Source organism: Bacteroidota bacterium, from assembly GCA_035506275.1.
Classification (GTDB): Bacteria; Bacteroidota; Ignavibacteria; order UBA10030; family UBA8401; genus JAGVPT01.
Map to the genome: position 1 here is coordinate 1 of DATJPT010000016.1, position 14,126 is coordinate 14,126.

Consider the following 14,126-nt stretch of genomic DNA (forward strand, 5'->3'; position numbering starts at 1 on the left):
TGTCGCTTGTCGCTGTCTTCGTGATCTTCAGCGAGTGACCCAGCGACCGCGACTGGTCCGTTGCCCACGTCAACGTCGAGCTCGTCGGCTGATTTCCCATCGTCCAATACGCCGGAAGCGCCCCTTCGAATCCGCCGATGGAATAGATGTCGAACGACTGCGATATCGCGACCACACTAAACAGCATGACGGCCGCGACCACCAAAAACATTGTTTTTCGCAGATCCATATATACCTCCTTGTTTGTTAATAATATACAGCAGACAGAATGAATTATGACAACAATCGGTGAAACGATAGAACGATGCAACCATTTTCGAAAACAACTTCTCTCCCGGCGTAGCGCAAAGCCCGGCGACCGCAATCGCGGGGGGACGCGTTCTTTCGCCCCATCAATCCGGCGCGATGCCGCACGATTCCCGGAGCACGAGTTCGACGGGCGTCACCGTCTTGGTGACAACGTCCGATTTATCCTTGATCATCTCGACCATTCTCCGCACCGCAAGGCTTCCCATTTCCTCGCGATGGACGTTCACCGTCGTGAGCGGCGGATCGGCATGAAGCCCCGCCTCGACGTTGTCGAAGCCGACGACGGCAACGTCTGCAGGAACTTTGATCCCTTTTTCCGCCAGGTAACGCATGCAGCCGATTCCCATGGCATCGTTGGCGGCGAAAATCGCCGTCGGCCGGTTATCGTTGCGGGAGAAAATTTTCCGTGCCGCTTCGTAACCGTCGACCATCGTCGTGTTTTCCTGGGTCACGTTCTCCCACTGTTTGTCCGGAACGATTCCCGCGTTGAGCAGCATGTTCCGGTACTGGACGTACCGCTCCTGAACGCTGGGATGTCTAATATCGCCCCCGATGAAACCGATCTTGGTATGGTTTCCCCGCAGCAGATGCTGCATGACGAGATCGGCTCCTGCCTTGTTGTCGATGGTCACGCTCGAAACGTTCGGCGCGACAAAATCTATCAACAACAGCGGAATATTTTTTTTCCTGATGTACTCGATCCACGACATTCCTATTTTTCCTGCAATGATGATCCCATCGACGTTATTGTCGAACAGAAATCGGGGAATGTTGTCAGACTGTTTCACCGATCTCCCGACGGTGGTGAGGAGGATATAATAGTTGTGCTTCCTCGCCTCAAGCTCGGAGCCGAGGAAAATTCTTGTGTAGAAAGGTTCTGATTGGGAGAAATGCTCGTCGGTGAGGATGAAACCGATATTGCCGCTCAGGCTTGAAGCCAGTCCCCGCGCGCTCGGCTGAGGGTGATAGTCCAGTTCCTTGATAATGCCGAGGACTTTTTGCTTCGTCGTCTCGCTCACATACCCTTTTTTATTCAAGACCAGCGACACCGTGGACAGTGAGAGTCCCGCTTTTTTGGCTACATCTCGAATTGTGGGCTTACGCCGCATGGAATAGTAGAGCGCTTAAATTAAAAAGCTGTAAAAATTGAGCTATTAGAGGGTTTTTTGTGTGTTGAAGTGTGCGATATCGAACCGTTTCGATATTAGCCAAAAGACTTTCTAATGTCAAGCGTTATTTTGGAAAAGAATTTCTCAGCACGGCCTTACTCCCCATAACGGCTATCCGAAAACTAGCACGTGCGATGCACGCTTTCCTAAACCTAGAAAGTGCGCTCTATTTTTCAGAGCAAATTAAGGGGGGACAAAAGGACGATCAGGGAGGAATGAACACACGATACCCCCGCGACATTTCGAAGGATCCGCCAGTTACATTTTCTTAGCAAGCCGTTCTTTAATTTTGGCGATCGCTTTTTCTGCAGCACTGCTGGCTGGATCCTCTTTGTTGCTTGCCAGCTCCTGCAAGGCCGGAAGATCGGCTTCACCGCCGACATCTCCGAGAAAATCAACGGCGTTTGTTTTTAGCTGCCTGGACTTGTCCTTTAACAGAACAATGCATTCTCTTCTTACATCTTCCCGGTTTCGTCCGAACTGCCGCAATACGCCCATCGCCGATCCCCGCCCTTCCTTAAGCGCTCCGTACCGCACATCCTGCAGCGCTGCATCGACTCCATCAACACTGTCGAGCCGGACAAGCGCATTCAATGCAGCATTCGCCACCTGATTGCCGTACGATCGTACGTGCAAATACGATCGCACGAGCGGCAATGCGTCTGACGAATCGACCTTTGCGAGTGAAGTGAGCGAAGCCGATTCCACGGAATAGCTCGAATCCTCCAGCGCTTTGTGAAGCACGGTCGAGACCCTCGGGGTGCGGATGGCTCCCAATTGCGCGGCGGCGGAAGCGCGCACAGCCGATTTCGCATCGGACAATGCCGCGATCAACGCTTCGGTTTTTTCCTCCGTGGTCGCGTGAATCGCGCCGAGACCGTTGACGGCCGCCTGTCGTACTCCCCAAAAAGAATCGTTCCGGGAAATTTTTGTCAGCAGCGGAATTGTTTCTCCCGAAGTATCGCCCTTCGCAAGGTGTTCGATCGCGGTTCTTCGAGCAACCACATCGCTCCCGAATTCCGCTTGGTACCGCCATTCTTCGATCGGCCGCCCGATGTAATTCACTTCTTTCAGGATCCTATCCCCCTTGTCGAACAAGACAAGCATAGGCTTCTTCCCCGCCGGAATCACGTACGTCGATTCCTTCTTGACAATATCGATCCGGTGGACCGAACTCCCTTCCGCGCCGACGATCTCGACGTCGACCGGCGTCTGAAAAAGCCCGGTAAGGCTGTCCATCGTCTGTACTTGTTTGACGGACAGCAAAACAGAACGGAGCGAATCGCTGTACACGGACGAAACATCGAACACCGGATGGCCTGCTTTGTAGACCCATTGGTCGAAGAACCAATACAGATTCTGTCCCGTCGATTCCTCGATCGCTTTTTTCAAGTCGCTCGTCTCGACCGACGTGAACTGATATCTTTCGATATAATGATGGATCGCTTTCCAGAACAGTTCGTCCCCCAGGACAAACCTCAGCATATGCAGTACCGACGCCCCGCGCGAGTACACGTTCGCCGTGTAGGAGCCGACGCTCACGATCGGTTTCCGGCCAAGAACCCTGTCCGCAAAAAGCCCCCCCTGCTGCGCTCCGTACATGTCGTTGGTGAACTCGTCCTCGCCGAACGCATGCTCGATGTAGAGCGGGTCAAAGTAGCTGGCAAATCCTTCGTTAAGCCAGATGTGCCTCCAGTCTTTGCACGTCACCACGTCTCCCCACCACTGGTGCGCGAATTCGTGCGCGATCAGACTCACCGGGGACTGGTCGACGCGGGAGCGGGCGTCATAGACCAGAATCCTGTCCAGCATTGTCGTGGCAGAAGTATTCTCCATTCCGCCGTACATAAAATTGGCGATCTGCACCTGCGCGTACTTCTCCCACGCATACCTGAAGCCGATCTTCTGGTCGAAGAATTTCATCATCTTCGGCGTGTGCGAAAGGCATATCTTCGCGTCCTCGACCAGGTTCTTGTAAACGTAATACTGGAGCGGAATTCCGTCTGCCTGATCGGTGAGGACGGCGTAGTCCCCGGCCGCCATCATGATCAGGTACGACGCGTGCGGTTTGTCCTCCTTCCAGTGGAATGTTTTCGTCCCTGCCTTCTTGTCTTCCTTTACCTCCACAAGCTTCCCGTTGGAAAGGAAGGTATATGCGCCCCGCACCGTTCCGATGACTTCGGACGTCGCCTTGTCGTTCGGGAAATCCCAGCACGGAAACCAGAAATGGTTGTCCATATCCTCCCCCTGGGACCAGATCTGCCACGGCTCATCCGGGTAGGCCGAATCCGGCTGGATGAAATACAGCCCCTTTTGAGGGATGCAGGAATATTCGACCGACACCGTCAGCGTATCGCGGTACGAATATGCTTTGTCGAGATGGATGCGGATCGTTTTCTCGAGCGAGTCGAACGCAAGAGCCTTGTTCCCGAGCGACACGCTTTTGAAGCTCATGTTCTCCGCGTCGAAATCAAACGATGAGAAATCCGTCGTGAACGGAACGAGGGTTGTTGTGGTTTTCCCGAACACTTTTTTTGCCGATTCATCAAAGGACACTTCGATCCTGTAATGAACCACATGGTATGTCCGGCTGCGGGCCTCCCCGTTCGCATCGCTGACGGGGAATACCGATTGTGAAAACGACCATGACGCGGAGGCGAGAATTAGAAGAATAATTTTGTTCATGGGTAAACGTTCCGTTCGAAATGAATTATTTGAGATACAGGAGTTTTTTGACGGTCGCTGCGCCGTCGGTCTGCAGTCGGTAAAAATAGACACCGCTCTCTTTATTGACGGGGGCCCACTCGACGCTGTGGGTTCCTTCGCTCATCCGGCTGTCGGCAAGCGTTTCGACGGCGCGGCCAAGCACATCATAGATCTTCAGGAGGACATGCTGCGACGTGGGGAGCGAAAATTCAATGCGGGTTGACGGGTTGAATGGGTTGGGAAAATTTTGCGAGAGGGACATGGACGTTGGAGCCGCGGTCCCCTCGGCGACCGACGATGCTGGCGAATTGAATTTGATGACATTGATTCCTCCGTGTTGCGCGGATACGACTCCGGTGTCGGGCTGATCCTTATTGCTTCCTACGAGCACGATGAGACCCGACGTTGTAAAATAATTGAACCCCTGATATGTGTACGTGCCCGGTTCAACTTCCCGCCTCCGCAGGCAGGGGTACGAATGCCCCATCACCTTTAGCGTACCATATCCGTCCATCGTATAAGTAGAGGCATGATTCCACCCGGTCGAGACGTGCACCCCGGCGTTGTTCACAAACGTCGAATCGACACCCAGACCTTCTCCGACAGTTGTCCACGTATCCTGGTAGGCTGCGGGAAAATCTAAGGTGAGTTCGTTTGGAATAAAGTAGTCATACTCCTGACTGTCGGCGTTGACGCTCACATTTGCAAGCTGTATGAAACTTGTGTCGGTGAAAAGGAAAAGGGGGCTGCTGCTGATATTCTGGGTTGACGCTCCCCAAACAAGGCCCGCCGCGGGAAAACGCGACGCCAGCTGGGGGATTTGCGAAACCGAATACATCGTCAACTGCATCGAATCGGGGAATTTCAGAGAAGAAAAATCATAGACGTTCGGACCGCCCAAGGGGCCGACGTTTACCGTCCTGCTCGTGTCCGAATAGATGGTGAGGGACGCTCCGGCTTTGAAGTACTGCTGGACATCCGGCTTCTGGATCGTGATCTGCGCAACACCTGAATGGAAGAGAACGACCGCCAGCACGGCGAGAAAACACCAACCGCAATTCAGAGCTTTCATGATCGATCCTTTCTGACATGATGATACGCTGAGAAATGATACCCGTGCTCAGTGCAATTGGCCGGCGATCTATCCCACATCGGAGAGGCTTTTTCTCGTGTCAAAGCATCTCATAAATGCTAATTATTTTTCGGGCGAATGTCAATTCAGGCTGAATGATAATGGAACGGCCGGAAGGTCGTTCAGCAAACTTCTTTCAGCCTTTGCAGCGTTAATCCTAATAATAGATAGTGTGTCCAAACAATAGTATGGAAATATTTGGGGTAAAAGGAGCGAAGCAGTTATGAAACGAATAATGATCTCCGCCGCCGTTCTGGCGGCGTTTCTGGCCGTCACCGGCTGCACCTCGCAGCGGTATGCGATGTACCATCGGCATCAGGGAGCAGACACTCTGACGATGATGAAAAAACAGGATGTCATCTCGTTGACAAAAGCGGGCGTCAGCGATAGTCTCATTGTGACGATGCTCGGGGTCTCCCATTCCTGGTTTCAGCTGACGCCGCAGGACGTACTCGACCTGAAGAGCGCAGGAGTAAGCGACAGGGTCATCAACGCGATGCTCCTCTCCGACCAGCCGTATGCGGAAAACAATCGCCGCGGGGAGAACGGATATTACTACTATGACCCGTACTATTATTACTGGTATCCCGGTTACTACCCATACTGGTCCTATCCGTCATTGTATTTCGGGTACAACTATTACCGGCCGCTCTATATCTCTCACGGGGCGTACTTCGGCGGTTATGGGTATCGGGGCGGATGGGGAGGCGGGTTCCGCCGACGTTGAGGAGTTGAAGAAAGAGTATCCATCCATCCGGGATTTTCATAAAGAGAAATCCGCTGGATGGATATTCTGTTTAAAGGGGGAGACCGGCCTACTTCAATAACATCAGTTTTTTCGTTTCCACAAAATTCCCTGCTCTCAACCGACAGTAATAGACGCCGCTCGAAACCTCCGGCTGCCAATCCACTTGATGCATTCCCGCCTTCTCTTCTTCATCGACGAGCAGAGCAATCCGCTGTCCGAGCGTATTGAATACTTCGAGCACAACATTCTCTTCAAGGGGGAGTTGATAGCGAATCGATGTGCTCGGATTGAAGGGATTCGGATAATTTTGATAAAGGGCGTATGCGCGGGGAATATTTTCAGCGGCCGCGCCGACTGAAGTTGCCGAAGACAGACTATCCATTAACTGAATCGCCTGCGTCCGCTGCGAGGCGATGATGAAGCCGTACACGCTGTTCAATGCAGAGTTCACCGCCGCATTCCCCGAAAACTGAAGCCGCGCATTATAGACGCGCAGCGGCAACTGGAGGTCGTCCGGCTGAAATTGAAACTCAGCATCGAGCGAATCGCGCTTCGCTTGAATGGTCTGCAGGTATTGATACCCGAATTCCACCGTCGGCTCGACGATCGTTCCCTCCCCATAATCATTCCATGTCGCGATCTGAATGATGCTGGGATGATGGACGAGCGCTTGCTGCAGTGTCGACGTGAAGGTGAACCCGCTGTCCCGGTCCAGATAGCCATAACTCGCCCCGACCCCCGCTTCTTTATAGATGTCATAGAATCCGGGAAACGCGCTCGTCACCAGATATTGCCACGAACCGGCCTGCGCGTAATATTGATCGAGGTAGCTGTTGAGGAGATCCTGCGTCAACACCCCCGATGTGTTGGATTTCCACATCGGCGGCCAGGGAAAAGCTCCTGCCGCAGCAGGCGCCAGCCGATTGTCGAGGGTAAATAAGAGGGGCGAGACCGTCAGTCCGGAAAAGAGCGTGTCCCAATCCGCGCTTGTCGTGAAATATTGAGGTCCGAAGACGAGGAGGACCGGACGGCTGTCAAGCTTCACATAGGACGGTTGGCCGAACCAGACATTCCCCGCATAGCCGAGCACTTTTTTCCCGTAGCTCAACGCGTTTCCCGCTTCAACATATCCTCCGCTGACGATCTGCTTCACCGACTGGTCTTCGTAGACGATGCCGAAGAGCAGATCCGCACGCTGAATAGCCGTAAGAAGCGCCTGCGAGCTTTCGTTCAGAACTCCGTAGTCGAAATAATCATCCATCCCGTACCAATCGACAAGGACGCCGTCGATCCCGGCAATTTTCATGAGCAGGGTTTGATATTCTAAAATATTCTTATCTTCGGAATCATACGGCCCCGTCAGTGGATAGTAATGCGACGCGATCGATCGTTCTCCGTTTTGGCCGATGCTGTCCGGGTTGAAATGATTCATCGTCCAATGCCAGCCCCAGTACCCGTGCACCGCTTTGGTCTGAAACCACGGCATGTAATGAACGAGCACCAGGGGGCGGGACGGTTGTTGAGCAATGAGAAATGAAAAAGGAAAAATCAAAAATAGAAATCTTTTCATAGAAATACTATTTGCATGCAAAACGATATTTGACAGTATTACAGCCCGAGGACTTCTCCTCTCGTTCCCAAACTTCGTTTGGGAACGAGAGAACCCTGTCCGAAAAGCCTCGAATGCGGGACTGTGATACTACCCGATATCCAACATAAAATACAAAGTAAACTTGCTATATTCATCCTCGATTTAGTCGGAGCTCTCTCAAAAAAAGTTTCCTCGCGGAATGTGCACGCAAATGCCATCCATAACACTGCACCAGCGATGAAGTTCAAAGCTGAATTGACATAGATTCTTCACTCCGTCCCGCTATAGCGGGACTCCGTTCAGAATGACAATGATCTGGCTGAGTTCCTTCAGAATGAGGTCATGAGCAATTTTTGAGATAGCTTCTAGAGAGAAATGTTTGCCAACTCAAAACTTTTTATATTATAGAGAGTATTGCAGCTTTCCATTTTTCCGTATTCATCTTTAATTTCTAATATTCACATACGGTGCATCATGACTCCCCCTCCCCCACTTACTCAGCGTTCTGCTTGGCGTGCTCTCGAAGCACATTATACAACGATGAAGGATTCCCGTCTCCGCATACTTTTCGCCGATGACCCGAAACGCGGCGAGCGGTTGGTTATCGAAGCTGCCGGGATCTATTTCGATTATTCGAAACACCGGATCACCGGCGAAACCCTTGCGCTGCTCGTGCGGCTGGCAGAGGAATCGGGCTTGCGCGAGCGGATCGACGCCATGTTCCGCGGGGAAAAGATCAACGCCACCGAAAAGCGGGCGGTTCTGCACACGGCTCTGCGGGCCCCGAAAGGAACAGCGATCGTCGTCGACGGCGAAAATGTCGTTCCCCATGTCCATGCCGTGCTCGACAAAATGGCTGCATTTTCGAACAGCGTTCGCAGCGGCCAGTGGAAGGGCTACACCGGCAAACCGATCCGCAACGTCGTCAACGTCGGCATCGGCGGGTCCGACCTCGGACCGGTCATGGCCTACGAGGCACTGCGGCAGTACAGTCAGCGAAACCTGACCTTTCGTTTTGTCTCCAACATCGACGGGACCGATTTCGCCGAAGCGGTCCAGGGCCTCAACGCCGATGAAACATTGTTCATCATTTCGTCGAAAACTTTTACAACGCAGGAGACGATGACGAACGCCCACACCGCGCGCGCGTGGATGTTGAGTGCTTTGAGCGAACCGGCCGCCGTCGCCAAGCATTTTGTCGCCGTTTCGACGAACGCGAAGGAAGTTTCCGCCTTCGGCATCGACACGGCGAACATGTTCGAGTTCTGGGATTGGGTCGGCGGACGCTATTCGATGGATTCGGCCATCGGTCTTTCGACGATGATCGCTATCGGCCCGGACAATTTCCGCGCGATGCTCGACGGCTTTCATCAGATGGACGAACATTTTCGCACTGCCCCCTTCGACCGGAACATTCCGGTCGTCATGGCCTTGCTTGGGATCTGGTACAACAATTTCTTCGGCGCACAAACCGCGGCGGTGCTTCCGTATGAACAGTACCTCAAACGATTCCCGGCATACCTCCAACAGCTGACGATGGAAAGCAACGGCAAACGGGTGACGATCGACGGCGCGGAGATCAAGTATCAGACCGGGGCAATTTATTGGGGAGAGTCGGGGACCAACGGGCAGCATTCCTTTTATCAATTGATCCACCAGGGAACCAAGCTCATCCCGTGCGACTTTATTCTCTTTGCCGATGCCCTTCATCCGCTGGGACGACATCACGATTTGCTTGCCGCGAACGTTTTCGCCCAGGCGGAAGCGCTCGCGTTCGGAAAAACATCCGATGAGGTGCGCGCAGAAGGAACGCCCGAATGGCTCGTCCCTCATCGCACATTCGAAGGGAATCGCCCTTCAAGCATGATCCTTATCGACCGGCTGACTCCCGCAGCGCTCGGCAAGCTTATTGCTCTGTACGAACAGTGCGTGTTCACTCAAGGAGTCATCTGGCAGGTCGATTCATTCGACCAATGGGGAGTTCAGTTAGGAAAAGTTCTCGCCGAGCGGATCATCCCCGAGCTCGAGAGCACAACGGAGCCGCTACTCAAACATGATAGTTCGACGAACGCACTCATCCGGCGGTACAGAAAACTCAAAGAACGGTGACATTGGCGGGATCTGGGTGAACATTTTGAATTTATGCTACATAAAGCAAAAAACTCCATTGCATGAGATTGAAAGAAATGACTTCTAACCCCGCTGTATTTTCCCGGAGAAAGATTCCTATGGCAAGACATACCTTCATTTTTTCCTTGGCATTCCTCGCCTTTTTTTTCATCCAGCCCGGGTTATACGCCGGCAGAAACGCCGAAAAGAACGTTGCCTGCTTTCTTGCGGACAATTTTCCCACAGTCGACGCTCCGGTCATCGAACCGGCTGCCTTGAAAAAATCACTCCGGGGTTTTACCGTAGAATACCTGAATACCGCTCAGGCGCTTAACAAAGACCTCACGAACGACAAATTCGGCACCCTGGTTCTCCCGTACGGCAGCGCCTTCCCTGTCGACGCATGGCAGACGGTCAGGAATTTTATTGCACAGGGGGGAAATTTAGTGGTGCTCGGCGGATCTCCTTTTCATCAGCCCGTGATGGAGCAAAACGGAAAATGGGTTCTCGGAACTCCGCAATCGACGTACGCTCACATGCTCTCTATTGGACCGGCAGATCCGATCGAACTCAACTCATCCATATTCTACAGCGCCGGTTCGCACATGATTGCTCCGGACGGCTCGGACTTCGACGTGAGTACTTTTGAGCGTCCGACAAAAGTTTTCGAATTGACATTCAAGCTGACGATGAAAAATGAGATCGTCGATGAGATCGGGAGCGCCGGCCCGCGGGATGCGGTCGTCAAACCGCTTGTCCAGATCGTCAACGGTGAAAATATTCCTGTCGCTTGTCCCCTTCTTGAGATCGACCGGCTCCGCGGAAACGGCGCAGGGGGACGATGGATCCTCGAACCTTCCGATGCGAAGTTGAGTCCGGCAGCGATCACCTTTTGCGTTGAACGCGCGCTCGAAGGAGCATCGTACCTCGAAGCTCAACCGGTCCATTCATGCGTCGAGGAGCATGAAACTCCTGCCATTCGCGTCAATCAATTTCTTCCACATGCCGCCGAAGGGGATAAAAATTCTGCCCGGATAGCGATCGTTGTCAGCAACCCTGCCGGTTCACCGGTTTTCAAATCGTTTTTCGTTTTGAACGGAACGGCGGAATTTTTATCGGGAGAAATCCAGCTCAACACCAATGAACCCCTCTCTCCCGGATTCTACAGAGTGGCGGTAAAAAATGCGGATGGCTCATCTCAATCCCGCTCTGCATCGACCGGTTTCTGGGTAATGGACAGGAAACTGATGAACTCCGGGCCGCACCTTTCGGTCTCGAAGGATTGGCTGCTCAGGGACGGCAAACCTTTTCCGGTTGTCGGCACGAGTTACATGGCGGCCGATGCGGGGAGAAAATATCTGCTGCAGCCCAATCCATATCTTTGGGAAAAAGATTTCTCCAGGATGGAGCAGCTCGGAATCAATTTTGTCAGAACGGGATTTTGGACGGGATGGAAGAACGCGATGCTCGACCCCGGACGGATGGATGAAGGATTCCTTCGCTCGCTGGATGCGCTCATCCTCACTGCCGCGAAGCACAATATTATCCTCTGCTTCAACCTTTTCGCTTTTCTGCCTCCTGCGAACACCGGCGTCAATCCGTACCTCGACCCCCGTGCCCTGGAATGGCAGAAGGCGTTTGCCGCAACGATCGCATCCCGCTATAAGGATGTTGGATGGATTCATTATGACCTGATCAACGAACCGTCCTACTCACCGCCGGATAAAATCTGGAAGGAATATCCGATCGGGGACGAATTTGAAAAGCAAGCATGGAAGGAATGGGTTCTGCGCCGTCACGGGAATAATCTGCCTGAGATTCTGGACGATTGGCGGGACGGAACCGGCGACGTCTCTTCACTCCCGTCGATCGACGACCTCTCGTACCAGCCCATCCGTGACGAACGTTTTCCGAGGAAGGGGCTCGACTTCGAGCTGTTCACCCAGGACGTGCTGACGGAATGGGCGGGAAAATTGCGCGACGCGATTCATACGGCCGGCGGAGATCCGCTGGTCACCCTCGGGCAGGATGAAGGGGCGATGTCGTACCGGTCATCGCAGCAGTTTCATTATCCCTCCGTCGACTTCACTTCCATGCATACCTGGTGGCTCAACGATCACATGCTGTGGGATGTCGTCTCGACAAAAATTCCGGAGAAGCCGAGCCTGATCTCCGAAACGGGGATTATGCGGACCGAGAATGTCGACGGCGAGCTGTGGCGCTCCCCCGTCGACGCGGAAAAACTTCTGGAGAGAAAATTTGCCTATGCGTTTCAGGGACGGGGCGCCGGAGCCGTCGAATGGTGCTGGAACATCAACGCGTATATGGCGTCGGACAACGAGGTCGGCATTGGCTTGACGCGCGCCGACGGCACGATGAAAATTGAGACGACCGTGCTCGAAAGGTTCGCGGCCTTTTTCAAGAGCGCGGCTCCGTACCTTTCGGACTACAAGAAAAACCGGGTCGTGCTTCTGATCCCCGATTCCAGGCTTTTTACCGGGTCGTGGGATGCGATGGCGGGAGTGCAGACAACGGTGCGCGTGCTCGCCGAAGATTTCGGCATCGTGCCGGCGATGCTCTCGGAATTCAGCTTGTCCGAGCCGCGATTGGACGGCGTTCAATTGGTGATCGTCCCAAGCGGCGGAACGGTCTGCGACTCAGCAGCCGCGCAGCTTTACCGGGCGTCGCAGCGCGGAACGAAGATCCTTTTCATGGGAGCCGTTGAGGGTAATGAATACGGAAAACGCTCCGGCCAATTTCAGATGCTCGGGCTTGAAAAGAACAGCGCGCCCGTGAACCATTACGAAGAGAGCAATTGGACGCATGAACATAATCAGGCCAACACTACGGTGACCTTCGGGGCTGGAAAAAGCGAGAGCATCCGGAAGAGCCTTGCACCGTTTGTCGATACGTTGAAGGGAAACATTCTGCATGAACCTTTGCCGCTCGACGTCGCTCTTGAGCGGGAGCCCTTGACGGCGTTGCTTCATGCGGTATTGAGCTATTCTGGGTTACGGGGAGATATCTCCAACGAACGCGTAGAATCGGGAGTAATGGAAGGGGACAACGCCGCGTTCATCGTGTGCGTGAACGAGTCTTCGGTTAATGCCGAAAAGAAAGTTTCCTTCGGCGGCCGCACGATCGACATACCGGTTGAGGCGGGAAGGTCGCGGCTCGTATTGCTAAACCGCACGGACGGAACAATCATTGCGGCGACAGACGGGGATCAAATCACAACAAAATAGCCGCGGGGAAATAGCCAGAGGTGCGCCGTCCTGATCCACCGATGACTCTTTATCCTCTTTTAGGATACCCGATCGTTTGTCCGAACAGGACCCTTTGTTCTGCACGCAAGTTCAGTTTTGCCGCAAGGCCCGGCTTGTTGCAGTTATGGAACCACGATGCCAACCCCTGCGCCGCGGCGAATAAGTAAACGTTCCCGGCAATGAGGCCGGTATCGACGAAGTAATACGACTTCTGAACCTCCGGGTCGAGCAGTCCCGGTTCCTGAAACCCGGACGTGTGAACAAGCCTGTCCACATTGACGACGTAGATAAGCTGGACCGGCGCCTTTGCCACGAACTCTGCCTGCCCGGGACCGATCGCAAGAGCGCGAAAATCTCCGGCAACTGCAGGAACCAGCCTGTGCTGCTCGGCGTCGAAAAAATAAATCCCGTCCTGGATCGCAACATAGAGGTCGATCTCCTGAGAGTTGCTCGCCGATGCCGCCGTTCGTCCGGGAGTATTGAACGGTCCTTTCTTGCGGTTGATCCCATACGCCGCCCAAAGAAGGTTTGAGAGCACTTGGACAGGAAGTTTCTTCACTTGTATTTCGCGGGTAGTCTTTCGCAGCTGCAGCGCCCGGGTGACCGAAGTGCTTCGGCCGGCGGTCGGCTTCGGTAGACCGATAGGGAGCAGCCTCGCCGGTTCAGTGGATCTTTCTATATTCGCCATAATAGTCTCGTCTCATGGTGGAATGATTTTGTCGGGAGAATTAACCAGCCGGGGAATAAATATGATGTGAACAACGACTGAGAAGATTTTTTGCAGTTTCGAGGGGCCGGTGTAATCCTCTTAGGAGGACAATAATATTCGATGAATGCGACCTTTCTCCCGGCCCATTCTAGAAAAAAGAGGGGGAAAAGTCAAGAGGATGCAGAATCCGGTAGTGTCTCAATTTGGTTTGATAGGGATCCTTTCTTTCCGAGAAAGAAAGGATCTAAAGAAATCTCTCGTCCGAAGGATCCCTTCGGGGAAAATCGTAACGCGCGGATTCAATCCCAGCCGCACCCCCGCCAATTTCGGTGCGAACAAGTTTTTCGAACATCATCATATGGAATTTTTGCACCGAAATTGGAACCC

General features: G+C 53.3%; 9 protein-coding genes. 3 read left to right on the plus strand and 6 right to left on the minus strand.

The features are described 5' to 3' along the window. The 4 genes from VMF88_11715 to VMF88_11730 form a co-directional block, all read right to left on the minus strand. Positions 1–229, minus strand: a 229-nt coding sequence (locus VMF88_11715; protein HTY11725.1) for a hypothetical protein, incomplete at its 3' end; no start/stop codon positions are given. 163 nt (positions 230–392) lie between these two features. Then, entirely contained in the window at positions 393–1,418 is a 1,026-nt protein-coding gene (locus VMF88_11720) for a LacI family DNA-binding transcriptional regulator (protein ID HTY11726.1), read from the minus strand. A gap of 318 nt (positions 1,419–1,736) precedes the next feature. After that, entirely contained in the window at positions 1,737–4,163 is a 2,427-nt protein-coding gene (locus VMF88_11725) for a M1 family metallopeptidase (GenBank protein ID HTY11727.1), read from the minus strand. Between the two features lie 25 nt (positions 4,164–4,188). Further along, positions 4,189–5,256, minus strand: a complete 1,068-nt coding sequence (locus VMF88_11730; GenBank protein ID HTY11728.1) for a T9SS type A sorting domain-containing protein — start codon at positions 5,254–5,256, stop codon at positions 4,189–4,191. Positions 5,257–5,539: 283 nt separating this feature from the next. Between VMF88_11730 and VMF88_11735 the strand changes: the two genes are divergently transcribed. Next, the gene (locus tag VMF88_11735) at positions 5,540–6,043 is read left to right on the plus strand and encodes a hypothetical protein (GenBank protein HTY11729.1); all 504 of its coding nucleotides are present in this window, start codon (positions 5,540–5,542) and stop codon (positions 6,041–6,043) included. A gap of 88 nt (positions 6,044–6,131) precedes the next feature. Here VMF88_11735 and VMF88_11740 read toward each other — a convergent pair whose 3' ends face one another. Next, positions 6,132–7,634 carry a T9SS type A sorting domain-containing protein gene (locus VMF88_11740; protein ID HTY11730.1) on the minus strand — a complete coding sequence of 501 codons (1,503 nt, stop codon included), beginning with the start codon at positions 7,632–7,634 and terminating at the stop codon, positions 6,132–6,134. Positions 7,635–8,129: 495 nt separating this feature from the next. Here VMF88_11740 and pgi point away from each other — a divergent pair, with 495 nt between their 5' ends. Further along, positions 8,130–9,764, plus strand: a complete 1,635-nt coding sequence (gene pgi, locus VMF88_11745; GenBank protein ID HTY11731.1) for a glucose-6-phosphate isomerase — start codon at positions 8,130–8,132, stop codon at positions 9,762–9,764. A 119-nt stretch (positions 9,765–9,883) separates the two neighbouring features. Next, positions 9,884–13,009, plus strand: a complete 3,126-nt coding sequence (locus VMF88_11750; protein HTY11732.1) for a hypothetical protein — start codon at positions 9,884–9,886, stop codon at positions 13,007–13,009. 49 nt (positions 13,010–13,058) lie between these two features. Here VMF88_11750 and VMF88_11755 read toward each other — a convergent pair whose 3' ends face one another. Then, positions 13,059–13,718: a nitroreductase family protein gene (locus VMF88_11755; GenBank protein HTY11733.1), complete on the minus strand. Its 660-nt coding sequence runs from the start codon at positions 13,716–13,718 to the stop codon at positions 13,059–13,061. Positions 13,719–14,126 lie beyond the last annotated feature (408 nt).

What these genes read in the sequence shown, in the direction of transcription:
- VMF88_11755 (HTY11733.1), bottom strand. Translation starts at nt 13,718, where the DNA reads ATGGCGAATATAGAAAGATCCACTGAACCGGCGAGGCTGCTCCCTATC.
- VMF88_11730 (HTY11728.1), bottom strand. Translation starts at nt 5,256, where the DNA reads ATGAAAGCTCTGAATTGCGGTTGGTGTTTTCTCGCCGTGCTGGCGGTC.
- pgi (HTY11731.1), top strand. Translation starts at nt 8,130, where the DNA reads ATGACTCCCCCTCCCCCACTTACTCAGCGTTCTGCTTGGCGTGCTCTC.
- VMF88_11735 (HTY11729.1), top strand. Translation starts at nt 5,540, where the DNA reads ATGAAACGAATAATGATCTCCGCCGCCGTTCTGGCGGCGTTTCTGGCC.
- VMF88_11720 (HTY11726.1), bottom strand. Translation starts at nt 1,418, where the DNA reads ATGCGGCGTAAGCCCACAATTCGAGATGTAGCCAAAAAAGCGGGACTC.
- VMF88_11750 (HTY11732.1), top strand. Translation starts at nt 9,884, where the DNA reads ATGGCAAGACATACCTTCATTTTTTCCTTGGCATTCCTCGCCTTTTTT.
- VMF88_11725 (HTY11727.1), bottom strand. Translation starts at nt 4,163, where the DNA reads ATGAACAAAATTATTCTTCTAATTCTCGCCTCCGCGTCATGGTCGTTT.
- VMF88_11740 (HTY11730.1), bottom strand. Translation starts at nt 7,634, where the DNA reads ATGAAAAGATTTCTATTTTTGATTTTTCCTTTTTCATTTCTCATTGCT.